A 25,301-nucleotide genomic window follows, 5' to 3' on the forward strand; every position below is an offset into this window, starting at 1 on the left:
GCGATGGCATTTGCGCACACCCTGACCGGCGCGGTCCAACAAAATCTTGCTCTGCTGCATCGCGATATGCATAAGCGATGCAGCCTACGGAGAAACAATGATGGCTGACGACGCACCGCTCTGGATCCCGACGCAAGAGCAGATCGACGCGGCGCCGATGACCGCCTTCATGAACGCCGCGGCGAACTTAGCCGGCGAGGCTTTCTCCTCCTATACCGACCTGCATCGCTGGTCGATCGATCACCGCGAGACCTTCTGGAGCCTGGTCTGGGACTTTTGTGGCATCGTCGGCGACAAGGGCGAACGCGTGCTAGTCGATGGCGACAAGATGCCCGGCGCGACCTTCTTCCCTGATGCGAAGCTGAACTTCGCCGAGAATCTCCTCAAGAAAACCGGGCTTGGCGACGCAATCGTCTTTCGCGGCGAGGACAAGGTCGAGCGGCGGCTGTCCTGGAACGAGCTGCATGCGCTGACCTCGCGCCTGCAGCAGCTTTTCCTGTCACTCAAGGTGAAGAAGGGCGACCGCATCGCCGCGATGATGCCCAACATGCCGGAGACCGTTGCTGCGATGCTGGCGGCCGCCTCGATCGGCGCGGTCTGGTCGTCCTGCTCCCCAGATTTCGGCGAGCAGGGGGTTCTCGACCGGTTCGGCCAGATCGAGCCTGTCGTGTTCATCGCGCCGGACGGCTACTGGTACAATGGCAAGGCGATCGAAGTCGCCGACAAGATCGCGGCCGTGGCGGGCAAGCTCGCCACCGTCCGCAAAGTCCTCATTGTCGACTATCTCGGCACCTCGCTCGACGTCGCCGCGACCATCGGCAAGGCGGCTGCGCTGGAAGAGGCGCTGTCACCCTTTGCCGCAAGGCCTGTCGCCTACGAAAGGCTGCCGTTTTCGCATCCGCTGTACATCCTGTTTTCATCGGGCACGACCGGCATTCCCAAATGCATTGTCCATTCGGCCGGCGGAACGCTGATCCAGCACGTCAAGGAAGAACGGCTGCATGCCGGCCTGCTCGACGGCGACCGCTTCTTCTACTTCACCACCTGCGGCTGGATGATGTGGAACTGGCTGGTGTCGGGCCTGGCATCGGGCGCCACCTTGCTGCTCTACGACGGCTCGCCGTTCTACCCGGACGGCAATGCGCTGTTCGACTTCGCCGATGCCGAAAAGATGACCTATTTCGGCACCTCGGCCAAATTCATCGATTCCGTGCGCAAGGCCGGCCTGAAGCCGATCCGCACGCATGATCTTTCCAGCGTGCGCACCATCTCATCGACCGGCTCGCCGCTATCGCCGGAAGATTTCCGCTTCGTCTATGAAGGCATCAAGAAGGACGTGCATCTGGCTTCGATTTCCGGCGGCACCGATATCGTCTCCTGCTTCGTGCTCGGCGTGCCGATCGAACCGGTATGGACCGGCGAGATCCAAGGGCCCGGGCTCGGCCTTGCCGTCGATGTCTGGGACGATGACGGCCGCCCGCTCCGCCAGGAGAAGGGCGAGCTCGTCTGCACCAAGGCGTTTCCGGCAATGCCGATCGGCTTCTGGAACGACCCTGACGGCAGGAAATACAAAGCCGCCTATTTCGAACGTTTCGACGATGTCTGGTGCCACGGCGATTTCGCCGAATGGACCGCCCATGGCGGCCTGATCATCCATGGCCGTTCCGACGCCACGCTCAATCCGGGCGGTGTCAGGATCGGCACGGCGGAGATCTACAATCAGGTCGAGCAGATGCCGGAAATCCTCGAAGCGCTGTGCATCGGCCAGGATTTCGACAATGACGTGCGTGTCGTGCTGTTCGTGCGGCTGGCGGCCGGCGTTGAGCTCGACGCCGAGCTGGAAAAACGCATCCGCGCGAAAATCCGCACCGGGGCGAGCCCGCGCCATGTGCCGGCCAAGATCGTCGCCGTCAGCGATATTCCACGAACCAAATCGGGCAAGATCACCGAGCTCGCGGTACGCGACATGGTGCACGGCCGCGCCATCAAGAACAAGGAAGCGCTCGCCAATCCCGAAGCGCTCGAGCTGTTCCGCAGCCTGCCGCAGCTTGCCGACTGACCCCGGGATCCAAGGTGGCGCCGTTTTGAGGTCCCAGGTATCGTTAACAAATTATCTCTTCGGAATTTACCTAGATTTCATGAGTGGTACACATTGGTAAATTTTCCGGCGTGCCGGTAAGGATTTGTTAAGGCCCGGCATCAATAGTCGTGCGTAACTTGAGGGAGAAATCCCGTTCCTCTTAGCCCCGAGAGGATCTGATTCGCTCAAGCCCCGTTGTGACAGCAATTCCAATTTCTCAAGGCGTCCTGTTGGACGCCTTTTTTCTTGCGCAACCATAGCTAACCGGCGAGCACGCGGGTCGAGGGAAAGGCGACTTCGACCAGGGTTCCCTCGCCGGGCGTCGAGTTGATGGTGAACCGGGCCCGGTTCGCTTCGACCATCGCCTTGGTCAGCGGCAGCCCAAGACCCGTGCCGTCGCCACGGCCGCGCTTCAGCGCGTTGATCTGCTTGAACGGCTTCAGCGCCTGCTCGATCTCGGACTGGCTCATGCCGATGCCGGTATCGCGCACGCGCATGACGACATCGCCGGAGATCTCGTAAGCCGTCGACACGATCACCTGGCCGCCAGCCTGCGTGTAGCGGACGGCATTCGACAGGATGTTGAGCGCGATCTGCCGCACGCTGCGCAGATCGGCCACCACTTCCGGCAGCCGCGAGGCGAAGCTGGAGCGGATGATGACGCGTTCCCGGTTGGCTTGCGGCTGCATCATCGCCACGGTTTCGGCCAGCGTGTCGTTAAGCGACACCGCCTCATAGGCCATCTCCTGCTGGCCGGCCTCGATTTTCGAAATGTCGAGCAGGTCGTTGACCAGGTCGAGAACGTGGTTGCCCGAACGGTTGATGTCGCGCAGATAGTCGCGATAACGGTCATTGGCCACCGGCCCGAATTTCTCGTCGACCATTAGCTCGGAAAAGCCGATTATGGCGTTGAGCGGCGTGCGGATCTCGTGGCTAATGCGGGCCAGAAAATCGGTCTTCTGCGACGAAGCGCGTTCGGCGACTGCGCGCGCCTGGGTCAAGTCCTCTTCGGCCCGCTTCCACTGGGTGATATCGCGCACCACCGCACAGAAGCCGCTGTCGTTGGGCAGCCTGCCGATAGTCATGAACAGCGGAATGAAACGCCCCTGCGCCTCGCGCCCGATCACCTCGCGGCCATCGTTCATCACGCTTGCAACGCCGGGCTCCGACAACCCCTCGAGATAGTCACGCGCCGCGCGCTGGCTTTCGATCGCAAACAGCGAGACGAACGGTTTGCCGGTCACCTCGTCGCTGTCGAAGCCGAACAGCGCTTCCGCCGGACGGCTAATTGAACGGATCGTTCCGTTGCGGCCGATCAGCACGACGCCGTCGGTGGCGGTGTCGATGATAGTGCGCATTTCGGCAATACGTGCCTTGAGCTCGGAAACATCCGGCTGCGTTTGGTCTTCGGCGGCGCCATGTGGAATGGCTGCTGCCTCGTCGTCGCCGGAACGACGTACGACCAGCATCAGCGCCTTGCCGTTTCCCCAGGGCACGGAGCGTAAAATCGCATCGATCGGAAACTCCTGACCTTCGCGCGTTTTCAGCCGCAGAGCGCGGTCGCCGCCGTCCGAACTGCCGTCGTCGGCATAAGGGTCGGCAAACAGCGCGCCGAGCCCGCCAGCCTCGTCCAGGGCATTGAGCGTCGCATAGCCGGTCAATCTGAGGAATTCGTCGTTCGCGTAATGCAGCTGGTCGCCGGAATGGATAAGCACCGGCACTGGCAGCTTGCCGAGGATCGAGGTATCCGGCCCCGTGTTGTCCTCTCCGGCAAACGCCGACGGCACGAAGCCGTCGAGTTTGAGCGGTGGTGCCTGCGGCCGCTCGACGGGCGGCACATGGCCGGCAGCGTCGGCTGCGGCTGCGCTGTCCTCGGACCAATCCTCGCTGTCCTCGGCGTCACGGAAGTCTTCGGCCGTCATGCTGTCGTCGTCGCCATCCCGCGGCGCTTCGGCGACGATCGTTCGACGGTTCGTGCTGGGCTCAACGCCTTCCTGCGCCTCATCTCTGGGTTCGCGGTCGGCATAGTCGAGCAGCGATCCGGAAACAGGGCGTGTGACGGGTTCGCCGGCTTGCGCCTCTGCTACCGCCTCATCCGGCTGCTCGCCGTCAAGTCGGGCGAGGTCCTTCTGGTCTTCGGTATCGGCCTCGGGCGGTTCGGCGGCAGCCGCCTCGCTTTCCGGACCTGGTTCCGGCATCTCACCCTTGTCCGTCGGGCCGGCTTCTTTCAGCTTTGGCTCGTCGGCCTTGCCGGCTGCCTCGACTTTCTCAACCGGCTTCTGCTTTCCGGCGCTGGGCTGTTCTTCGGCCGGGGTGCTGTCCTTCTTGAGACGCTCGCCAATCTCGCGAAACGCGCTGCGTTCCAGCGTCGACAGGCCCTTGTCGTTGGCCGGCTGCCGGTGCTCGGCCAGCCGGATCACCTTGTCGGCAAAACGCCGCTCGGGTTTTGGCACGATGGTCAATGCCGGCACTTCGCCCCTGAACGGATCGGCGGGTTTAGGTGTCTCGGGGAGAGGTTCGACGGCTTTCGGCCCGATGGTCGCGGCAGGTTTCTCCTCAGCGACAAGGGCCATGCCGACAGCATCCGGATCGACCACCGCATCGCCGCTCCTGGCCACGCCGAAACCGCGAAAACCTTCGAAAACGCGGCTGCGGCTGTAAACCGGGAGCGCCGCCAGATCGACGGGTATCTTCAGATCGGTGCCGGCGACCGGCCACAGCACGGAGCGGCCGGACCAGGTGTCGCGCCGTTCGAGCAGGCCGGCGATCTCGCCAGAAGCATCGAGGCCATAGGCGGCCGAAACATCCTCGAAGCGGCGGCCGATCACGTCGGCGGCAGGCTTGCCGACGAGTTCGGCAAATTCCGGCGACAGGGCGCTGAAATGGCCCTCCGCGTCGGTACGCCAGACGAAACGCATGGGCGCGGCGGTGCGATCGATCGCCGAAGCGCGGTGTTCGGCCGGCGAGGCGGCTTTGGTGGCTTTTGCGGCGCTTTCCGGCGAAGTATCCGGGCTGGCCTGCGAAGCGTCCGGGCTGGTCTCGACTTCGCCGGACGCAACTGCCCCGGGCGGGACCTGCGTGTCGTCGCCGGCATTGAAGTACCAATGGTCATGCTGCGTCGGCGTTTCGCCAACCGTGCGGTGATCGTCGGCCGCGTCGGCAGGTTCGTGCTCCGCCGATGCTGAGGTGCCTTCCATCGCTGCAAGGTCGATCTCCGCCGCGCCGCTGCTGGCGATCGGCTGCTCGTTGTCCTGGTCCGTTGGCTGGGGAAGATCGCCACCGCTCGGTGCCGCTGCCGCCTCGGTTTCCCCGCCGGCGCGTTCGCCATCGGGAGCCTCGCCGTCAAGCCGGTCCTCGTCGATCACCACCAGCAGGTGCCGCTCTTCCGTCAGCCGGGCAAGGCCCGCGGGATAGGAGCTGGACCCACCCGGAACCAGGCGCTTGACGATGCGGTCGCTCTCGTTCGCCACGTCGGCGACAAGCGCGGCCAGCGTCTCAGGCCGGATGCCGAGCGCCGAAAAGCCGTCCGATGCGGCGGCGATATTGCCCTTGGCATCGACAAAGGCGATGTAGTGGCCGTCTTCCGTAAAGCCACCGATGGCGCGGTCGGCGATCTCGGCCGCGCTGCGCGAGCCGGTCTGCGCCGCCGGCAAGGCCAGCATGATGGCTTCCTCGCCATCGGGCATGGTCACTGCGCTGGCCAGGAAGCCGACCGCGCGGCTGGTCAGGCCGGTCGCCAGCCGGACCATGATGGCACGGTCGCGGCCGATCTGCGGAAAACCGCTGGTTGCCATGATCTGGCGCCGGGCGATCAGCGGCAACCCTGCCGAGGCGCCGATGATAGCGCCGATGTCCGGATAGCCGAATACCGCCGCGCCGGGCCCGTTGGCCCAGATCACCTGCTCGAGATCTGCCGACAGAATGGCGATCGCGTCGCCTGCGGCGAAGCGCAGGCGGACGGCGTCGAGCACGGCGACGTCAAGGAAGGAGTAGTTTTCAGCCGGCATGCGCTTGGCGACCCTCACAGAGCGGGCAATTTGCGGTTAACGCTTTGTTAATAAAAGCCGACGGCGCGAAGGTCCACAAGTCATAGCGTGCAACCAGCGGAATCTCTAGGCGCGTGGTTAACGCCGCGAACCAAATATTTTATGGTGCGATGCAACAAACATGTTGCAATGCACAAAATTTGCCTTTATATTGCCATGATAGATGAACGAGACGGCATTTTGTCAAAGCCGCTGCCGCTGAAAAGGATGGAAAATGTCCAGGACCAAGACCGCTGAAACGATCGAAAACGTAGAATTCCCGAGCTTCGACGCTTCGAAGGCCACCGACCAGATCCGTGCCTTCGCCGAAAAGGGCGTCGAGCAGTCGAAAGAGGCCTACGCCAAGCTGAAGACCGGCGCCGAGGAGACCCAGAAGGCTCTGGAGTCGACCTACGAGACCGCCAAGTCCGTTTCCAGCGACCTGTCGCTCAAGACCATCGCCGCCCTGCGCGCCAATGCCGAAGCCGGCTTCTCGCATTTCGAAGCGCTGATCGGCGCCAAGTCGCTGTCGGAAGTCGTCGAGTTGCAGACCGCTTTCCTGCGCAAGCGCGTCGAAATGACCGTCGAGCAGGCTAAGGACTTCCAGGCGGTTGCTGCCAAGGCGGCCGAGGACGTATCCAAGCCGATCAAGACCGCCTTCGAGAAGGCCGTGAAAGAAATCAAGATCGCCTAATATTTGCGCACAGTTTGACGATGCATCAAAAGGTCGCATTTCGTCAGACAAATAGATGTGCGATATAGTGGTTCAAGTGAATACCCGGCGGGTGGAACCTCCTCCCTCTGCTCACCGGGGTGACCAGCCAGCACCTCCTCCCGCTGGCTCGTAACAGGAAAAGGCCGGCACCTCCTCCCGCCGGCCTTTTCTTTTGTCCGGCGGAAAATGACTCGATGCCGGAGCGAGCTTTTGCCTTGCCAAAAGCCTTGAATTAAACTCCGATAGCCCGTATGGACGCATCGCCGAACGACAGAGCGGGTCCCGAACGTTTCATCTCGATCCCGCTCAGGCAAACGTGCCGTTGTAGCTCAGATGGTTAGAGCGCCGGATTGTGGATCCGGAGGTCGCTGGTTCGATCCCAGCCAACGGTACCATTCAGCTTTCAGCCAGGTTTCTGACCAATAGCGCCGAGCGTTCACTACGATCCCGTAGCGCTCACCCGCGGTCCCGCGCCTGACGCGCGCCGCGCAGGTGATCCACGAGGGCTCTCAGCTTCGGCGCGATATTTCGTCGGCTTGGGAAATAGAGATAGAAACCCGCAAACGGCGGAAGATAGCCGTCGAGGATTGGCACGAGCTCGCCGCGGTCGAGCCAGGGGCGGAATGTATCGGCCATGCCGAACGTGATCCCGGCGCCCGCAACGGCCAGCCGGATCATCAGCCACATGTCGTTGGTCGTGATCTCGGGCGCGACTGCCACGTCGAACTCGCGCCCGTCCTCGCCGAACTCCCAGCGATAGGGCGAAACTCCCGGCGCCGGCCGCCAGCCGATGCATCGACGTGCCACAAGCTCGCGCGGATGGGCGGGTGCTCCGAACTTTTCGAGATAGCGCGGGGCGCAGACGGCCATCTGTCGCTGATCGCCCGATACCGGCACGGCAATCATGTCCTGCTCGATCACTTCGCCGAGCCTCACTCCCGCATCATAGCCTTCGGCAACGATGTCGAATTCCTCGTCGGTGACCACAATATCCAGATGCACCTCGGGAAATCTTTCTGCAAAGGACGCCAGCAATGGTCCTGACAGAAAGGCCTCTGCGATAGACGAAACCGCGATCCGCAGGCGGCCGCGCGGGCGGTCCAGCAACTCCGTGGTGGCTTCGATTGCCGCGTTCACGTCGGCGATCGCCGGTGCGACGCTCGCCAGCAGGCGCTCGCCCGCTTCGGTCAGGTTGACGCTGCGTGTCGTGCGCTGCAGCAATGCGATGCCAAGGCGCTGTTCAAGCCTGAGGATGCTCTGGCTGACCGCTGAGCGCGTCACGCCCAACCGGTCTGCCGCAGCGCGAAAATTGCGTTCCTCGGCCACGGTGACGAAGACGGCAATTGCATTGAGATCGATGTCCATTGGTTAGCCAAACTTACCATAGAGATTAACGGCGGGCGGCTTATCGCGACAATGCCATGGCTCTATCTCTGTCGCAACGGCAAGAAAGGCTTGATCCCCCGATCCAGGTCGATGCCGGCTGACCAAGGAGATACCCCATGACATCACTGCCTTCCTCCTGGAACCTGGATGGAAAGGTCGCTCTCGTGACCGGCGCGGCACGCGGAATCGGTCGTTGCACGGCGGAGCTGCTGCGTGCGCGCGGGGCCCGGATCGTGGCAAGCGATCTCAGCGACAGCGTACGCGAATTGGAAGCCGAGGATGTGGCAACGCTGGTCGGCGATGTCGCCGACGAGGACCTGGCCAGACGCTCGGTCGAACTCGCCGCGAAGCGCTTCGGACGACTGGATATCGTCGTGAACAACGCCGGTCGCACGCTCAACAAACGACTGACTGAGACCTCGGTCGACGACTATGACCGCATTCTGCAGATCAACGCGCGCGGCAGCTTCGTCACTGCCCGTGCCGCTGTGGAACTGATGGCCGCCGGCGGTGGCGGCGCGATCGTCAATGTCTCGTCGATCTCGGCGGTTGCGGCCTTCGAGACGCAGGCGGCCTATGCCTCGTCCAAGGCGGCTGTCGCACAGCTGACCAAGGTGATCGCGATCGAATACGGGCGCATGGGCATTCGCTGCAACGCCGTTGCCCCTGGCGTGATCGAAACCGACATCATGGAAGGCGTGGTGGAGAATGGCCGGGAGATGCTGCGCAGCTTCGGCGGCGCGCATCCAATCGGCCGGATCGGCCAGCCGCAAGAAGTTGCCGAGGCCATCGCCTTTCTTGCCTCGCCGGCGTCCAGCTTCATCACCGGGGCCTTGCTTCTGGTCGATGGCGGCTACACCGCCCAGTGAGCCCCCCAATAGGGCCGGCGCGCCGCGGGAGCTCACCCGCACCCAATCCCTTCACATCGTGAAAATAATCACAGACCAAAAGGATCATCTCGATGACCATGAACAGAGTTGTTCTGATCACCGGTGCCTCCAGCGGCATCGGCGCTGGCATTGCCCGCGAGCTTGGCGCGGCAGGTGCGAAGCTGATGCTCGGCGCACGCCGCACCGACCGCCTTGAAGCGCTTGCGGCCGAAATCGAGGCATCTGGTGGAACGGTTCGCGTGCGAGCGCTCGACGTCACCAGGAGGGCGGATGTCGCAGCATTCGCCGACGCAGCCCGGGCCGAATGGGGCCAGGTCGATGTCATCGTCAACAATGCGGGCGTCATGCCGCTGTCGGCCATGGCAGCCATGAAGGTCGACGAGTGGGAGCTGATGGTGGACGTCAACATCAAGGGTGTTCTGTACGGCGTCGCGGCGGTTCTGCCCGAGATGACGGCACGCGGCTCCGGTCACATCATCAATATCGGTTCCATTGGCGCACTGGCCGTCTCGCCCACGGCTGCCGTCTATTGCGCAACGAAATTACGCTGTCCGCGCGATTTCCGATGGGCTCCGCCAGGAGAGTGACGATATCCGCGTAACCTGCATTCATCCTGGCGTGGTGGAAAGCGAGCTGGCGAACACGATCTCCGACGAAGCCGCTGCCGCCGCCATGAAAAGCTGGCGTGCTATTGCACTGAAACCCGATGCCGTCGCCAGGGCAGTGCGCTATGCAATCGAACAGCCCGACGATGTCGACGTCAACGAGATAGTCGTGCGTCCGACGAAGGCGGCGCATTGATGCGATCCACTTTGGCCGCAGTGCTTACGGGTATTGCCGTTGCTGTAGCTCCAACCGGCCTGACCCTTCCTGCAACTCCAATCCTTGCGGAGGAACCAATGACGCACCAAGCTCATCCCTATGTCGGAATGTGGGTCACCGAGGATCGCCATATCAGGCACGAACTCCTGGCGAACGGCCGTTATGACGAAGCGCGCGGTGACCGCGAAAGCGCCTACCGGGGACGCTATGAAGTGCACGGCAACCACATAGAATACTGGGACGATACGGGCTTCACCGCGGATGGTGAGTTCGTCGAAGGCGTCCTCTATCATGCCGGCATGATCCTTTACCGCCAGCGGTAGAGAGCCACCCTGAGACAAGCACTTCAGGGTTTCCACAAGACGCTATTGCATGCCTTGCATGAGGCGCTCGGCAGCTTGCACGGCAAGGCCCGTCACACCACATATCTCCCAGCAAGCGCGGCGGAAAGAAGCAGGACCGCAAGCAGAGTCGACATTGCAAATGGTTATCACTATATAGCGGCGGCTTTGACGGCTCGCCTCTTACATGGTGCCGGCGAGAGCGCGGTAAATGTGCTAGTCATTGCGACATCTATTGTGATCTAAAACGGCTTGAAAACCGACAAAAAGCAAATAGAAACAATAGCGCGGGTCGAACGAGTTTCCTCGAGAGAATCAGTCCTCAAGAACTAGAACGTGCTCCTTGAACCCTCCATTCCCTTCGGCTCTGTGGACCTCGGACAAGTTCGGCTTGCCGGGCGAAGCCGACTCGGCTCGAATGGCAGCACGCATCTTTTCGAAGATGCCGACGTTTATGATTACCAACCGGCATAGCCGCTAGGGAAACAGCAGTATGAGTGAACACGCAATCGAGTTCTTGCGCGGGTGGATTGGCGAAAAAGTCCACTGCCAGCCCTCGCCAGCCAGGATCGAGAAGCAGGCCGAGACCCTCGCCAGGGAATGTGCGGCCAAGGCCGCCGAAGCCGGCATACCCCTGGAGGATATCCAGGAAGAGGTCGGCGACATTCAGGAGCTCATTGCTTCGAGGCTCGAAGAGGCGGCCGAGGCCGACCAGGACGAGCAGAATTCCAACAAGCCTGCCGGCTGACGGACCGCCCCCCGGCAAAACCTGCCGGGCGAACATTGCCTGTCTGATGCAGTTGCGCGGTCTTATCGCCGCGCAGCTTTGCCAAATCTCTCCTCGAGCCATGCTTCCGGCAACGCTGGCACGAAATTGTCGTCGCGCCCGGTCATGTCTTCATTGGCGACCAGAGCATTGAGGATTGCCTCTTCCACGCTCTGAACGACGGCGTCGAAGAACGGGTTGATGTCGGCATCCGGTATATAGCCGGCGCTGACCAGCTTGCCGGCCGCGCCGCGCGCCGCATCGGCATTGGCCGTGCTGAAGGCCAGAAAAATATCGCCGGATGAATTGTATCCATAGCCGCCGGTCAGCGCGACGCCGAGCGGCAGGCGTTTCGCCAGCCGTTTCAACTGGTGCGGCATGAATGGCGCGTCGGTGGCGACGATCGCGATGATCGAGCTCTTTTCCGCTCGCGGCGTGTTGTCCCGGGTCGCCGGTTCGGCGAGTTCCGCTCCGGCTCTGATGCCACGGATCACGAGGTTCCGCCGTGCACCGAAATTCGACTGGACGAAGCAGCCGATCGTGAAACGCTCTCCATTCCAGTCGACGCTGCGCGAGGATGTGCCGGACCCTGCCTTGAAGCCGAAGGTGATCATGCCTGCGCCGCCGCCGACGCTGCCCTCTTCGATCGGCCCGCTTTCAGCCGTTTCGAGCGCGGAAAACACGTGCTCGAAGCTCACATGGTGGCCGTTGATATCGTTCAGGAAGCCGTCGTAAGTCTCGCCCGCCACCGGCAGCGCCCAGGCGCTGTCGAGCGATTGCGGCAGCACCGCCTGCATCCAGCGCAACGTTGCGTCGCGGCTGACGCCGCAGGAATGCGTGTTGGTGATGGTGATGGGAAGATTGAACGCTCCAAGTTCCTCTATCAGATGCGAGCCGGTCAGTTCGCCATTGCCATTGGCGCTGAACATCCCGGCGAACGCCGGGACGGCCAACTCGCCTCTGGGCCGTGGCAGGATCGCGGTCACGCCGGTGCGTACCGGACCCTTGCCGACGACGAGCGGCCCATCCCCTGAGATCAGTGTCGTATAGCCCACCGTCACGCCAGGCACATCGGTGATGGCGTTGAAGCGGCCCGGCGTTCCATCGAATGGGATCGCGAAGGCGCGGGCGCGCAGTTTGCCCGAGGGCATTGCAAGGTGCGGGTCGGTCATTTCACCCTCAAAGAAGTCTTGGTCACCCTCAGAAGAGCGAACCTTGGCCGCCCGACGCCTTGAGCTTGGCCGCGGGCTTCGCAACCGTCTTCGGCCGCATCGTGCCACTGATGGCGACTGCATCGGCGGTGCCGTCGGCGAACTCCAGTGAAAGCGCCATCCCCGACACAACTTCTGCCGCGTGCTTGACCACGGCGCCGTCCACATCCTTGACCAGCGCGAAGCCTCGCGCCAGCACGGCCTTGTGCGAGAGCGTCGCCAGCAGCCGGTCGGCCTGCGTCAGTTTTCCACGCAGGCGGTCCAGCCGTCTTGAAATCGCCTGGTCCTGCCGCCGTGTCAGTGCCAGCAGTGCATCGCCTTGCAGTTTCTGCCGTCTGGCGATGGGCGCCGGTGACAGTCTGGTAGCCGTGCGTGAAAACCGCGCCCGACGCTCGCGCACGATGGCGAAGAAAGCCGCTTGCGCACGGGCGAGGTCGCGGCGGGTCAGCGTGCGGGCTTCGTTCATGCGCCGCGACAAGGTCGCCGGCGTCAGCCGCTGCCCCAGAAGCCTGGCTCGCTTGCGCTCGACGCTGACCGACAGCGCCCGGCCGAGCCGGCTCGTCGCCTCGTCGAAGCGCCGCCGCGGCAGCGCCAGCAACTGGTCGGGCGAGGGCAGCGCCCGGGCGGCCGCGCGTGCCGCCTGCCGCTTGCGTTCGAAATTGCGCGACAGTGCGGTCATCAACCGCGCGCCAAGGCCGGCAAGCGTCGCTTCGAGGTCGACCTTGACCGGCACGGCGATCTCGGCGGCGCCTGTCGGCGTCGGCGCCCGCACATCCGCAGCCAGATCGATCAATGTCCAGTCGGTCTCGTGGCCGACCGCGGAAATCACCGGAATACCCGAAGCGGCGACGGCCCGGGCGAGCGCTTCGTCGTTGAAGCCCCACAGATCCTCCAGGCTGCCGCCGCCGCGTGCCACGATCAACAGATCGGGCCGCGCGATGGCGCCGTCCCATGGCAGTGCGTTGAAGCCGTTGACGGCAGCGGTCACTTCCGCACCCGCCGTCTCGCCCTGCACCCGCACCGGCCAGACCAGCACGTGCAGTGGAAACCGATCCTTGATGCGGTGGATGATGTCGCGGATGACGGCGCCTGTCGGCGAGGTGACGACGCCGATGACGCAGGGCATGAACGGCAGCCTGCGCTTGCGCGCCGCATCGAACAGGCCTTCGGCCTGCAGCCGGCGCTTGCGCTCGTCCAGCAGCGCCATCAGCGCACCGGCACCGGCCGGCTCGAGATTGTCGATAACGATCTGGTAGTTCGACTTTCCGGGATAGGTGGTGAGCCGGCCGGTGGCGATCACCTCCATGCCTTCCTCCGGACGGAATTTCAGCCGGCTCATTGTGGTCTTCCACACCACGGCGTCGAGCCGCGCGCGATCGTCCTTCAGGCAGAAATAGGCATGGCCGGAGGAATGCGGTCCGCGATAGCCGGAAATCTCGCCGCGCACCCGTACATTGCCGAAGACGTCCTCGACCGTACGCTTCAGCGCGCCGGAAATCTCGCTCACCGTATATTCGGTAGCGTTGGTGCGTGATTCGGATGCTGCGTCGCTCATCGGCCGATTGGGGGACGATTGCTGGCCGGCGTCAAGGCGGCCGTGTTCGATGTCCGCCCCAATCGCGCGATCACCAGCCCGGCAGGATCTGGTTCGGCTTGGTCCGCTTCATCTTGGCGAAGGCGAGGGCGGCGAAGTCGAACGTGCCGGTCTCCTCGCCGAGTGGCACGGAAATATTGTCGAGGCTCTCCGAAATGTGGCGCGCAAGCGCGTCGACGATCTCCGGCCGCGAGGTCTGACCGCGCATGATGCCGATGCGGCAATCGGGCAGGGCGCCGAAACCATCGGCCTCGCCCAGCACCCGCATGCCGGGCCGCAGGGCGCATTCCGGCAGCACCGAGATCGCCAGGCCGGAAAGCACCGCGGCGGCGATGACGGTGGCAGAGAAGCTGGTGAACAGGATGCGATAGTCGCGGCTCTGCTGATCGAGCACGTCGGCGGCGGCCCGCCGCCAGATGCAGTTCGGCCGGCCGAAGGCCATCGGCAGGATCGGCTGCTCATGCGTCGCATGGTTGGCCGAGGTAACCCACAGCAGCGGTTCGCGCCGCACCACTTCCGACTGGCCGCGCGCGTCGTTGTGCGTCACCAGCGCCAGGTCGAGATTGCCTCGCTTGATGTGCTCGACCAGTCCCGGCGTCGGTTCGCAGATAACGGTCAGTTCGACATGCGGGTTAGAACGGGCAAACCGCGCCATGATCTCTGGCAAGAAGCGATCGGCATAATCGTCCGGCGTGCCGATGCGGATGGTGCCTTCGAGCCGGCGGTCGTCGAAGGCGGCCAGTGTTTCCTTGTTGAGATAGAGCAGCCGCCTTGCGTAGGAGAGCAGTCTGTCGCCTTCCTCGGTCAGCCTGTTGGTGCGGCCGTCTTTTTCGAACAGCGGCTTGCCGATCCGTTCCTCCAGCCGCCGCATCTGCATCGACACCGCAGACTGGGTCCGATGCACCGCTTCCGCCGCGCGGGTAAAGCTGCCGGTGTCGACAATCGAGATGAAGGTCTGCAACTGATCGAGATCGAGCGGCGCTTTCATTGGCCTAATCCATCATTGATGCTGATGCTAAAGATTAGAAACATTCGTTGGATTAATCAATCGCGCCATGGCAAATTCCGATTGTCCACATGAAGCGAATGCATGTCGCCCAAAAGTGGGCACCGGTTTTGGGGCGACGACATGCATCATCTTAGATGAATCGAAGCCGGAATGGCCGCTGTCGCCAGCGCCCGATCGACCGGTTTCGCCCGTTCGAATGTGAAGGAGACCGACATGGCTACGTTTGATTTCGCTACCGAGACCTCGCGCATCACCTCGCGTCCGGCCGTTGCGACGCGCGTGGCCAATGCCGCTGCCAATGTTTACCGCGCCTGGAAAAACCGCCGCGCCTTTTATCGCCTCGGCGAGATGTCGGATGCCGAGCTCGCCGACATCGGCCTGACCCGCGCCGACCTGCACGTCGCTGTCGGTGTACCCTTTGGCCGCGATCCGACAGAGAGGCTTCGCGTCATCGCCGTCGAGCGCGCCGAAACGATCGAGGATATTGCCCGCAAGGTCGTGTGATCGCGTGGGTTTCGCCGTTCGGGCGCGTTGAACCTTTTTGAGGCACGACGCCACCAAGTTGCGCAGGCTCCCCACTCCCTGCCGGATCCCCCCGGCCAGCCTGCGCGCTGCCCGGTCCTCCCAGGACCGGGCTTTCTTTTTTGGGCGGCACTGATGATTGGTTGCCGGTATCTGGTCTAGCGCCGGCCCATGCCCTGCTTGAACTGGTCGAAGATCGACTCCATGCCTTTCTGGTAGTCGTCGCGCTGCTGGGCGCCTGTCTCGAACATCTTGCCGAACAGGTCGTCAAACGGATTTCTCGGCCTGCCGCTCGGATTGGCCTGCGGCTGCGGCGCCTGGGGTTGCTGCGGCGCCTGACGCGGCTGAGACTGCGGTGCGCCACCGCCGAACATGTCCTGCAGTACCTTGCCGAGCGGATTGTCACCATAAGGGTTCTGTGTTTGCTGGGGTTGGTTCTGCGGCTGCTGTGGCTGTGGTGCACCGCCGCCGAACATATCCTGCAGCACCTTGCCGAGCGGATTGTCACCATAAGGGTTCTGCGTCTGCTGCGGCCGACTTTGCGGCTGCTGCCCGCCGCCGAACATGTCCTGCAGCACTTTGCCCAGCGGGTTGTCGCCGTAAGGGCTCTGCGTCTGTTGCGGCTGCTGTGCGCCGCCGAACATGTCCTGCAACACCTTGCCGAGCGGGTTATCCGTGGGGCCTGCAGGCTGAGGGGCCGGCACCTGGCCGCCGCCGCCCGCCTGCCGCATCATCTGCTCGATGAGCTCGCCAAGCGGATTACCGCCACCGCCTGCCGCATGCATCTGCCCGCCTAGCTGGTTGGTGGTCTGCTTGAACAGCCCGCCCATCATCATCGAGGCGATTGCCGGCAGCATCTGCTGCAACACCTGCTGGCTGACGCCGCTCGCCTGCGCGGCCTGGTTGGCGACGGCCCGCGACAGGTCCTTCGAGCCGAACAAATGGCCGAGAATGCCGTTGCCTTCATTGAGGCCCTGCGGCGAGAAGGCCCGGCTTGCATCGTCGAAATATTTGGCGTGCTGGCCGCTGGCCATCGCCGTCATGAAGGAGCCGAGCCCGTAAGGGTCCGCCGTGTTGCGCTTCAGCCCCTGCGAAAAGGCCGGCAGCAGCGCCGCGACCGCCGCCTGCGTCTGTTGCTGCGAAAGCCCGAACTGCTGGGCCAGCGCCTGCATGCCGTTGCCGTTCTGGGCCTGCGCCAGAATATCGAACAAGGAAGGCATTGATTTCTCCTCCGGGAAAATCCTCGTTGGAGAAGCCTAGTTCGTTTCCATCACCGATTGAAGCGAATTTGCCGGACCATCGGCCAAGCGGATAGCGAAGCGTTAATACGCGTATTCCATGAACACCGGCTCGATCGAGCCGCCCCAGCGTGTGTGGTAGGCCGAGAGCATCTCTTCGGCGCTGGTGGTGCCGCGCGCGACGACCTCGTCCAGCGTGTTGAGGAACGAGGTCTCGTCATAGCCGTCGCGGTTCTTGCGGCCGCGGTTCTTCAGTCCCATGCGCGAGATGACGAGCACGTCGCGGGCGATCTCGCGCAATGTCGTGTTGCGGAAGGGCGCCGAGATGCCCTGTTCCGGCACCGCGTTGCGCATTGCCAGCACTTCGTCGTAGCTCCAGCTCGAGGTCAGCGCCTCGGCCGCGTCGAGCGCAGCCGCATCGTAGAGCAGCCCGACCCAGAAGGCCGGCAGCGCGCAGATGCGCCGCCACGGCCCGCCATCGGCGCCGCGCATTTCGAGAAAGCGCTTCAGCCGCACGTCGGGGAACAGCGTTGACAGATGGTTCGCCCAGTCGCCCATCGTCGGCAGCCCGTCCGGCAGGTCGTTGCGGGCAGCACCCGCCATGAACTGGCGGAAGGTGATGTGCGTCATGTCATGGTACTGGCCGTCGCGGATGACGAAATACATCGGCACGTCGAGCGCCCATTCGACATAATCGGCAAAGCCGAAATCGGGCGAGAAGCAGAATTCGAGCAGGCCGGAGCGCTGATTGTCGGTGTCGCGCCAGATCTCGCCGCGCCAGCTCTGCAGGCCGTTCGGCCGGCTTTCGGTGAAGGGCGAGTTGGCAAACAGCGCCGTCGACAGCGGCTGCAGCTTCAGCGACACCTGCATCTTGCGGCGCATGTCGGCTTCGCTTTCGAAGTCGAGGTTCACCTGGATCGTGCAGGTCCGGTACATCATGTCGAGACCTTTGGTGCCGACCTTGGGCATGTAGCGGGTCATGATCTCGTAGCGCGATTTCGGCATCTTCGGCGTCTCGGCCAGTGACCATTTCGGGCTGCCGCCAAGGCCGAGAAAACGAATGCCCATCGGTTCGGCGATCTCGCGCACCTGCGCCAGATGCGCATTGCCTTCGCGGCAGGTCTGGTGGATCGTCTCCAGCGGCGCGCCGGACAGCTCGAACTGGCCGCCGGGCTCCAGCGAGATCGCGCCCTGGCCGGTCGGCTCGACCAGGCCGATGATGCGGCCGGCATCCATGATCGGGTCCCAGCCGAGTTTGTCCTGCATGCCTTCGAGGATGGCGCGGATGCCGCGCTCGCCGCCATAGGGCACCGGCGCATTGCCGTCGACATAGAACGGGAATTTCTCGTGCTCGGTGCCGATGCGCCATTTGTCGCGCGGCTTGTTGCCTTCGGCCAGATGCTCGACGAGTTCGTCGACGCTTTCTATCGGCCGGAAGTCGGTTGTATCGCGCGCCATAGGAGCCCTCCGCACATGACCCTGAAAATCGGCTTCGATTTTCGGAAGGGATCAGGTGCCCAATCAAATGCTACAGCGTCCTTTACGCGCCCGAAAGGACACGCGGCCACTGCCGGCGCTAGATGGACGAAATGTCAGTAGCCGATCAAGCGAAAAATCCTGAGCCAGCGGGTAATTGGAATTGATCACCAATCGCCGATTGTCGCCTGGATCAGCGCCAGTGCCGCCACCGCCGCCGTATCCGCTCGCAGGATGCGCGGCCCGAGCGGAATCGCGGTAACGAAAGGCAGCGCTCTCAGCATCTTGCGTTCCTCGTCGGAAAAGCCGCCCTCCGGTCCGACCAGCAGACCGAGCTTTCTCTCCCGCACCACCTGCAATGCCGGCAGGGGATTGTTGGTCGATGCATCCTCGTCGCAGAAGATCAGCCGCCGCTCCCGGTCCCAGCCTGCCAGCAGGCGTTCGAATTTTTCCGCTTCGCGCAGCTCCGGCACCGCCAATATGCCGCATTGCTCGGCCGCCTCGACGACATTGGCGCGCAGGCGCTCGATGCCGGGTTTTGCCACTTGTGTATGCTGGGTGATGACCGGCTGCAGGATGCCGGCGCCCATCTCCACCGCCTTTTGCACGAGGTAGTCGAGCCGCCCTTGCTTCAGTGGCGCGAAGCAATAGACGAGATCGGGCAACGGCGGCTGCGGCCGCTGCAATGCCAGCAACTTCAGGCGCAACGCCTTCTTCGACTTCGCCGCGATCGCCGCCGACCATTCGCCGTCGCGCCCGTTGAAGACCAGAATTTCGGCGCCTTCGCCGAGCCGCAGCACGTGCGAGAGATAATGGCTCTGCTGCGGGCCGACGTCGAACTCGATGTCCGGTCCAAGCCCGTCCGGCACGAACAGCCGCTGCATCTTGTAATTGGCGCGCATCGCCGAGGAATGCGGCAACGTCACCCTCGGCGTCAAGCCTCGGCGGAAGGATGCCAGACAGGCTCGTAGCCTTCCTGCAGCACCGAAACAGTTGTCGCTGGCGTGACCAGGCGGATTGGACTGTCGGTAAAACCGCCGAACCCCACCGGTTCGCCATAACCGCCGAAACTCCAGGGCAGCGCGGCGCCGTCAAACAGGACGTACGCCCTGTTTCCTGACGAGATCATCGTGCCGTCCGGCAAGTCCGCAAGCGCTTCCGGTTCCAGTCTCGTCGCCCGCCCGCCCGATGCCAGCCGCTCCTTGTGCAGGCGCTTGTCGAGCTGCGGCGCACGTGGCTCGGCAATGCCGAAGGCGTCGCCGAAACGCCGGACAAAATCCCTGGCCCGCTCGCGCCGGCAGAAGAAGCAGGGACGGTGGCCGGCGGCAAGCGCCGTCACCTCGTCGAGGAAAAACAGCTCGGTCCAGCCGGCCTTGCCGCCAGCCCGGTTGCGCCCCATCGGCTCGCGCCGCACGTTGCCGAATTCGCAGACGCAGATGATCCAGGCTTGCAGCGCCCAGCGCTTCTTCAACAGCGTTCTCGTCTCGGGGTCGTGAATGATGCCGCGATTGCCCATGAACAGGCCGCGCTCCGGCACGGCATGGATGGTGCCGAACGGGTCGATCCGGTTTTGCAGTGGCATAGGCGTTCCCTGTTGGCTGCAATGCTGGCGCCATGATATCGCTCGTTGCATCAATTTCATGTCAGCAGGTTTCGATGCGGGTCTTGGTTGTCCAGAACTTCGACAATGAGGGCCTTGGCCAGATCGGCGCGGCGCTTGTCGAGGCGGGTGCCGCTATCGACCTGCGCCGTCCCTACCGCGGCGACGCGCTGCCGCAAGATAGCGGCGGGCATGACGCCATGGTGGTGCTCGGCGGCGCGCAGAATGCGCTGGACGACGAGCTCTGTCCTTATTTTCCGGGCCTGCTCGACCTGACGCGCGACTTTGCCGAGAGGGATCGCGCGGTGCTTGGTATCTGCCTCGGCAGCCAGTTGGTCGCGCGCGCCTTTGGCGGCGAGAACCAGATCGGCGGCGCATCGGAGTTCGGCTGGCACGAAGTCGCGCTCACCGCGGCGGCGCAGGCCGATCCGGTGCTCGCTGCCTTGCCTGAAAAATTCCCGATCTTCGAATGGCACGACGACACCTTTGTCTTGCCCGAGACTGCCGTGCGGCTGGCCGGCAACGCCGTCGCCGAGAACCAGGCGTTCCGCATCGGCCGCGCCGTCTACGGCTTCCAGTTTCATTTCGAGGCCGACCGGCCGATGGTTCGCGACTGGAGCACGTCCTTCGCACCGCTGATCGCCGAACGCCATCCGGATTGGGCCGTCCGGCTCGACGACGAAATGGCCCGCAACGGACCGCAAGCCGATGCCGCCGGCCTGGCCATCGCCCGCGCCTGGGTGGCGACGATCTGACGGCCCATATAGTCAACGTATTTGGCGACGTTGCATATTTGGCACGCGGCGGCAAATCCGCCGGGGATAACGCGTTTCATCCTTGGCCTGTGTCTGTCCGCCAGCCTAAAAGGCGCGCGCTCTGCATCTTGCGTGCAACCGCGATGAACCTTTCCTGTGACCCGCGCGACACACCGCCGATACAGAACATGCCTAGAAGCGCGAAACCGTCCGACATTTGCGACGTATTTTGCGTTTCAACGCATTGGTAACCCGCTCGTGCATAGATGCAGGAAGCTCAACAAGAGATGACGTCCGTGAAAGCAGCCTTTTTGTCCTTTGTCATGTTGTCGGCTATCGTCTTGTGCGGCCTCGGCATTTATTCCGCCGACGCGGCCAACGACCACAATGCCGTTGACGGCTACGGCGTCACCGCCGCGCTTCGCTAGCCTCTCTGCTCATAATCCGACGCGTTTCCTACGCCCGCTCACCCGTCACTGTCAGGACATGCTTGTCCGCGCCGTCCACCACGAGCGCGGTGAGGTGTCCCGACTGCCAGGCGAGGGTGTCGACATTGACGCGGTTGCCGGTGATTTCGGCCTTGGGCACCGGCGTATGACCGTGCACCACGATCTTCGGATGAAGGCCGGTGTGATCGTGGAAGACCTCGCGGATCCAGATCAGGTCCTGCCGGCTCTGGCTTTCCAGCGCAACGCCGGGCCGGATGCCGGCATGGCAGAAGAAGAAGTCGCCGAACGTCACTGAGAAGGGCAGCGAGCGCAGGAACTCGACATGGTTCTGCGGCACCGCCTCGACCAGTGCGGCGTGCCCTTGCCGCAGTGCCGCATCGGCGCGGCCAAACCAGGCGCTGCTCCCACCGAGCGAGACACCATACGATAGCGCAGTCTGGATGCCGCCATAGCGCATGAACAGCCCGTCCGGATCGGGGACATCGAGAAAATCGAGAAAGCCGAGATCATGATTTCCGGCGAGCATCAGGTGACGCGGATCGCGTCTTTGCGCGTCGATCAGGAAATCGATGACGCCCCTGGAGTCCGGGCCGCGATCGACATAGTCGCCGAGATGGATCACGCGCCAATCGGCCGACAGCCTTTGACCGAGCTCCGCCTCGATCCGCCGGTGCATGGCGGTCAGCAAATCGAGCCGGCCGTGCACATCGCCGATCGCATAGAGGCGCATGCCTTGCGGTCCGCGCGCCTCGTAGAAACTGATGCCGGGCTCCGTCAATGCCTGCGTCGCCTCCATCATCATGCCGTCACGGGACTTTAGCGCCGAAGCTGATCCTTGCCCATGTCGGTGACCAGACGCTTTCCGCACAGAGCCAGCGTTATGTCCATCTCCTTGCGGATGATTTCCAGCGCCTTGGTAACGCCTTCCTTGCCGAGTGCGCCGAGGCCGTACAGGAAAGGCCGGCCGATATAGGTGCCCTTGGCGCCGAGGCACAGTGCCTTGAGCACGTCTTGGCCGGAGCGGATGCCGCCGTCCATATGCACCTCGATCGTGTCGCCGACGGCGTCGGCGATCTCTTCCAGCGCCATGATCGACGACGAGGCGCCGTCGAGCTGGCGGCCGCCATGGTTGGAAACGATGATCGCGTCGGCGCCCGTTCTGGCCGCCATCAGCGCATCTTCCCTGTCGAGTATGCCTTTCAGGATCAGCTTGCCGCCCCAGCGCTCCTTGATCCAGGCGACGTCCTTCCACGACAGATGTGGATCGAACTGCTCCTTCGTCCACGACGACAGCGAGGCGAGGTCGCCGACGCCCTTGGCATGGCCGACGATGTTGCGGAAGCTCCGGCGCTTGGTCCCGGCCATGCCGACGCACCAGCGTGGCCTGGTCGCCATCTGCCAGATGTGCTTCGGCGTCATCCGCGGCGGTGCCGAAAGCCCGTTGCGGATATCCTTGTGGCGCTGACCGAGGATCTGCAGGTCGAGCGTCAGCACCAGCGCCGAACATTTCGCCGCTTTTGCGCGATCGATCAAATCGAAGACGAAGTCCTTGTCGCGTAGCACATAGAGCTGGAACCAGAACGGCTTCCTGGTCACCGACGCGACATCCTCGATCGAGCAGATGCTCATTGTCGACAGCGTGAACGGCACACCGAATTCTTCCGCCGCCTGGGCCGCCAGCATCTCGCCGTCCGGATGCTGCATGCCGGTCATGCCGGTCGGCGCCAGCGCCACGGGCATCGTCACCTTCTCGCCGATCATGGTCGATTCCAGCGAGCGGTTGTCCATGTCGACAAGCACGCGCTGGCGGAACTTGATCTTCTGGAAATCCTCTTCGTTGGCGCGGTAGGTGCTTTCGGTCCAGGCGCCGGAATCGGCATAGTCGAAGAACATCTTCGGCACGCGGCGGCGCGCCAGGTCCTTGAGGTCGGCGATGGTGAGAATGCTGCTCATGGATCTTTTTTCCGCTGGTTCTTCGCTGGTTCGTCGTTGAATTTTCTGGGCGGTGCCTACGGCTGTTTTCTTGCCGGCTCGCCGCCACCGGGCTCGGAGCGCTGCCTGAGCCTCAGCCGCGACACGCGCTGCCAGTCGCCGCTGCGCTCGGCCTCGGCCATCGATCGTTCGACGTAGGAGATGTGGTCCATCGCCGCCTGCCGCGCCGCAGCCGGATCGCCGCCCTTGACCGCGGTGTAGATCGCCCGGTGCTGCGAAAGCAGCGCCTCGCGCGCGCCCGGCACGTTGAACACCAGCCGCCGGTTCTGGAACACGCCTTCCGACAGCAGCCGATAACAGGAGCGCAGCGTGTGCAGCAGGATGATGTTGTGCGCGCATTCGCAGATCGCGTGATGGAACTCGACGTCGATTTCCGCCTCGTCGTCGAAATTGCCGGTCCGGTGCGCCTCGTCCATACGTGCCATGATGCGGTCGAGCAGCGCCAGATCGTCCGATGTGGCACGCCGCGCCGCATATTCGGCCGCCACCGCCTCGATCTCCCGGCGGTACTCCAGATAGTCGGTCACCGCCTTGCGATGCATCGAGATCAGGTCGGTCACCGGCTTGGTGAACAGCTGGCCGATGACATCGGCGACATGGGTGCCGCCGCCTGGCCGTGTCGTCAACAGCCCGCGCCCTTCCAAGGTTTTCAAGGCATCGCGCAGGATCGGCCGCGACACCTCGAACTGGCGCGCCAGTTCGCGCTCGCCCGGCAGCCGGTCGCCGGTGCGCAGGACGCCTTCGAGGATCAGGCTCTCGATCTGCTGCACCACCTCGTCGGCGGTGCGCGAATGCTCGATCCGGGAGAAAATGTCGCTCAAACGGGATGCCTGGGGGTTGAACCGATGTCGCGCAAGATAAAGCCGGCGTCGCCAACTGGTCAAATTATTTATCCAATTCGCCGGGGGCCGGGTCCGTTTCACAGCCGCGGCGCCATATCATCTTCAGCTAAATTGGGCGTTTGCGTCCCCTGGCGATTGCCTCTAGAGGGACATCATTGCCAAAGGGCTCACAGAAGCCCGGGGGACCAGCCGTGCCAGACGCCGACCCTTCCAACCTCGAATTCCAGCTGCGCGCCAAAGCCGTGGGCGGCACCGTCATGGGCTTTCCGGCGCATGAAGGTCGGCCGGGCGCGCTCGGCGAGGTCCACGCCCGGCCGCAGCCGCTGGTCGAAAAGCCGCGCGTGCTGGTGCAGCTTTCCTTCATGACCGAAGCTGGATCCGGGATCGATCAGGCCGTGCTTTCCGAATTGTCGCGACGCCTCGGCATCGCCGCGCCCGACCCTCACGCCCGCCACCACGCGATGAAATGGGGCAAGGGCTCGCTGCGCTGGGAACGCCACACGGAATTCTCGACCTATCTCTGGGAAGGCCCGCTCGCCGAAAACGGCAGGGGGCAAGAAGACACACCCTTCGGCAACGGGTTTTCGCCGCCGGGCACGGTGATTTCCGGCATCAGGCTGGAGATCCGCAAATGGACGCCGGCGAACGAAAAACTGATCGCCGGCTTCGACCCGACCAGCCTGTGCTATTCGCTGGTCGAGCGCGGCAACGCGGCCATCGTCACCGATTTCCGTCAGGATGGCGACGGCTTGACCCGCATGCTGGTGCTCGACCGCGGCCTGACCCCGGCGCGCACCGGGGCACTGTCGCAGCGGCTGATCGACATCGAGACCTACCGCACGCTGGCCATGCTTGGGCTGCCGCTGGCCCTGACGCTGTCCGGTCGCGCCCGCCGCATCGAAGACAGGCTGGCCCAGACCACGTTGGAAATGAAGGTCGCCGAGACCCGCGACAGCCAGACGCTGCTTGCCGACTTGACCGAACTGGCCGCCGAGCTGGAGGCCGATGCCGCCTCCAGCCTCTACCGCTTCGGCGCCAGCCGCGCCTATGACGGCATCGTGCGCGAACGGCTGGAGGCGCTCGACGAAGAAGCGGTGCCCGGCTACGACACCTGGGGCGGTTTTCTGCAGCGCCGCGTGGCGCCGGCGATGCGTACCTGCCGTTCGGTCGAGGAGCGTCAGGCCAACCTGTCGACGAAGCTCACCCGTGCCACCACACTGCTGCGCACCTGGGTCGACGTCGAGGTCGAGAAGCAGAACCGCGATCTTTTGGCATCGATGAACAATCGCGCCCGCCTGCAATTGCGGCTGCAGCAGACGGTGGAGGGGCTCTCGGTCGCCGCGGTTTCCTACTATGTCGTCGGCCTCATCGGCTACGTCGCCAAGGGCGCCTCGATCTTCGGCCATGCCTTCGCGCCGGAAATGGTCACCGCCGCCTCGGTGCCGCTCGCGGTCGTGCTCGTCTGGTGGGGCGTGCGCCGCGTCCGCCGCATGCACTCCGAACCAGGCAAGCAGCCGGGCGAGTAGTGTGGGGCGCAGCGGCAGATTGCCGCTGCGGAAGGCTGTCTCGGCCATAGGCCTCTCATCCC

The 25,301-nt window shown here is 63.7% G+C and carries 21 protein-coding genes, 1 tRNA gene and 1 pseudogene; 11 read left to right on the forward strand and 12 right to left on the reverse strand.

The features are described from left to right. Positions 1–100: 100 nt before the first annotated feature. Positions 101–2,059: an acetoacetate--CoA ligase gene (locus NKH49_RS21905; RefSeq protein WP_352616684.1), complete on the forward strand. Its 1,959-nt coding sequence runs from the start codon at positions 101–103 to the stop codon at positions 2,057–2,059. Between the two features lie 281 nt (positions 2,060–2,340). Here NKH49_RS21905 and NKH49_RS21910 read toward each other — a convergent pair whose 3' ends face one another. Continuing rightward, on the reverse strand, positions 2,341–6,087 hold the full coding sequence (locus NKH49_RS21910) for a PAS domain S-box protein (protein ID WP_352927806.1): 3,747 nt from the start codon (positions 6,085–6,087) through the stop codon (positions 2,341–2,343). Between the two features lie 253 nt (positions 6,088–6,340). Between NKH49_RS21910 and NKH49_RS21915 the strand changes: the two genes are divergently transcribed. Continuing rightward, a complete protein-coding gene (locus NKH49_RS21915; protein ID WP_254819298.1) occupies positions 6,341–6,799 on the forward strand; it encodes a phasin in 459 nt (152 codons plus the stop codon). Positions 6,800–7,138: 339 nt separating this feature from the next. Then, positions 7,139–7,215: transfer RNA gene (locus tag NKH49_RS21920), tRNA-His, on the forward strand. 61 nt (positions 7,216–7,276) lie between these two features. On the opposite strand, the gene NKH49_RS21925 is transcribed toward NKH49_RS21920, so the two are convergent. Continuing rightward, positions 7,277–8,185: a LysR family transcriptional regulator gene (locus NKH49_RS21925; protein WP_352616690.1), complete on the reverse strand. Its 909-nt coding sequence runs from the start codon at positions 8,183–8,185 to the stop codon at positions 7,277–7,279. A gap of 137 nt (positions 8,186–8,322) precedes the next feature. Between NKH49_RS21925 and NKH49_RS21930 the strand changes: the two genes are divergently transcribed. The 4 genes and pseudogenes from NKH49_RS21930 to NKH49_RS21945 all read left to right on the forward strand — a co-directional run bounded on the left by NKH49_RS21930 (position 8,323) and on the right by NKH49_RS21945 (position 11,007). Then, a complete protein-coding gene (locus NKH49_RS21930; protein ID WP_352616693.1) occupies positions 8,323–9,075 on the forward strand; it encodes an SDR family NAD(P)-dependent oxidoreductase in 753 nt (250 codons plus the stop codon). A gap of 92 nt (positions 9,076–9,167) precedes the next feature. After that, positions 9,168–9,897 (forward strand): annotated as a pseudogene (locus tag NKH49_RS21935) (SDR family oxidoreductase). Continuing rightward, positions 9,897–10,241, forward strand: a complete 345-nt coding sequence (locus tag NKH49_RS21940; protein WP_352472700.1) for an Atu4866 domain-containing protein — start codon at positions 9,897–9,899, stop codon at positions 10,239–10,241. Before NKH49_RS21935 ends, NKH49_RS21940 begins: the two are co-directional and overlap by 1 nt. 511 nt (positions 10,242–10,752) lie before the next feature. Continuing rightward, the gene (locus tag NKH49_RS21945; RefSeq protein WP_023719384.1) at positions 10,753–11,007 is read left to right on the forward strand and encodes a DUF768 domain-containing protein; all 255 of its coding nucleotides are present in this window, start codon (positions 10,753–10,755) and stop codon (positions 11,005–11,007) included. 62 nt (positions 11,008–11,069) lie between these two features. On the opposite strand, the gene NKH49_RS21950 is transcribed toward NKH49_RS21945, so the two are convergent. From NKH49_RS21950 to NKH49_RS21960, 3 genes are all read right to left on the reverse strand, one after another. Beyond that, on the reverse strand, positions 11,070–12,197 hold the full coding sequence (locus NKH49_RS21950) for a DmpA family aminopeptidase (RefSeq protein WP_352616697.1): 1,128 nt from the start codon (positions 12,195–12,197) through the stop codon (positions 11,070–11,072). Between the two features lie 28 nt (positions 12,198–12,225). After that, positions 12,226–13,791: an exodeoxyribonuclease VII large subunit gene (gene xseA, locus NKH49_RS21955; protein ID WP_352927810.1), complete on the reverse strand. Its 1,566-nt coding sequence runs from the start codon at positions 13,789–13,791 to the stop codon at positions 12,226–12,228. Positions 13,792–13,861: 70 nt separating this feature from the next. Then, positions 13,862–14,818 carry a LysR substrate-binding domain-containing protein gene (locus tag NKH49_RS21960; protein ID WP_023680469.1) on the reverse strand — a complete coding sequence of 319 codons (957 nt, stop codon included), beginning with the start codon at positions 14,816–14,818 and terminating at the stop codon, positions 13,862–13,864. 234 nt (positions 14,819–15,052) lie between these two features. Here NKH49_RS21960 and NKH49_RS21965 point away from each other — a divergent pair, with 234 nt between their 5' ends. Further along, positions 15,053–15,343, forward strand: a complete 291-nt coding sequence (locus tag NKH49_RS21965) for a DUF1127 domain-containing protein (protein WP_352616701.1) — start codon at positions 15,053–15,055, stop codon at positions 15,341–15,343. A gap of 176 nt (positions 15,344–15,519) precedes the next feature. Here NKH49_RS21965 and NKH49_RS21970 read toward each other — a convergent pair whose 3' ends face one another. From NKH49_RS21970 to NKH49_RS21985, 4 genes are all read right to left on the reverse strand, one after another. After that, the gene (locus NKH49_RS21970) at positions 15,520–16,581 is read right to left on the reverse strand and encodes a DUF937 domain-containing protein (RefSeq protein WP_352616703.1); all 1,062 of its coding nucleotides are present in this window, start codon (positions 16,579–16,581) and stop codon (positions 15,520–15,522) included. Between the two features lie 102 nt (positions 16,582–16,683). Next, positions 16,684–18,057, reverse strand: a complete 1,374-nt coding sequence (locus tag NKH49_RS21975; protein WP_352541776.1) for a glutamate--cysteine ligase — start codon at positions 18,055–18,057, stop codon at positions 16,684–16,686. Between the two features lie 185 nt (positions 18,058–18,242). Then, positions 18,243–18,977, reverse strand: coding sequence for a 16S rRNA (uracil(1498)-N(3))-methyltransferase (locus tag NKH49_RS21980; RefSeq protein WP_352472734.1), 735 nt, complete (start codon positions 18,975–18,977; stop codon positions 18,243–18,245). Between the two features lie 32 nt (positions 18,978–19,009). Then, complete coding sequence (locus tag NKH49_RS21985; RefSeq protein WP_352616707.1) at positions 19,010–19,657, reverse strand: hypothetical protein; 648 nt, start codon at positions 19,655–19,657, stop codon at positions 19,010–19,012. Between the two features lie 74 nt (positions 19,658–19,731). Here NKH49_RS21985 and NKH49_RS21990 point away from each other — a divergent pair, with 74 nt between their 5' ends. Continuing rightward, positions 19,732–20,430 (forward strand): type 1 glutamine amidotransferase, encoded by a 699-nt coding sequence (locus NKH49_RS21990; RefSeq protein ID WP_352472693.1) that lies wholly within the window; start codon positions 19,732–19,734, stop codon positions 20,428–20,430. A 287-nt stretch (positions 20,431–20,717) separates the two neighbouring features. Then, positions 20,718–20,858 (forward strand): hypothetical protein, encoded by a 141-nt coding sequence (locus NKH49_RS21995; RefSeq protein ID WP_292664785.1) that lies wholly within the window; start codon positions 20,718–20,720, stop codon positions 20,856–20,858. Positions 20,859–20,886: 28 nt separating this feature from the next. On the opposite strand, the gene NKH49_RS22000 is transcribed toward NKH49_RS21995, so the two are convergent. Genes NKH49_RS22000 through NKH49_RS22010 form a run of 3 tightly spaced genes read right to left on the reverse strand, consistent with a single transcriptional unit; the run spans position 20,887 to position 23,692 of the window. Beyond that, positions 20,887–21,657 carry a metallophosphoesterase gene (locus NKH49_RS22000; protein WP_352616719.1) on the reverse strand — a complete coding sequence of 257 codons (771 nt, stop codon included), beginning with the start codon at positions 21,655–21,657 and terminating at the stop codon, positions 20,887–20,889. 38 nt (positions 21,658–21,695) lie between these two features. Then, a complete protein-coding gene (locus tag NKH49_RS22005; protein ID WP_352773966.1) occupies positions 21,696–22,832 on the reverse strand; it encodes an alpha-hydroxy acid oxidase in 1,137 nt (378 codons plus the stop codon). 56 nt (positions 22,833–22,888) lie between these two features. Then, positions 22,889–23,692: a FadR/GntR family transcriptional regulator gene (locus NKH49_RS22010; RefSeq protein ID WP_352616712.1), complete on the reverse strand. Its 804-nt coding sequence runs from the start codon at positions 23,690–23,692 to the stop codon at positions 22,889–22,891. Between the two features lie 212 nt (positions 23,693–23,904). On the opposite strand from NKH49_RS22010, the gene NKH49_RS22015 reads away from it, so the two are divergent. Next, positions 23,905–25,239, forward strand: a complete 1,335-nt coding sequence (locus NKH49_RS22015) for a DUF3422 family protein (protein WP_352472690.1) — start codon at positions 23,905–23,907, stop codon at positions 25,237–25,239. Positions 25,240–25,301 lie beyond the last annotated feature (62 nt).

It is taken from the genome of Mesorhizobium sp. M1088 (genome assembly GCF_040318575.1).
GTDB lineage: Bacteria > Pseudomonadota > Alphaproteobacteria > Rhizobiales > Rhizobiaceae > Mesorhizobium.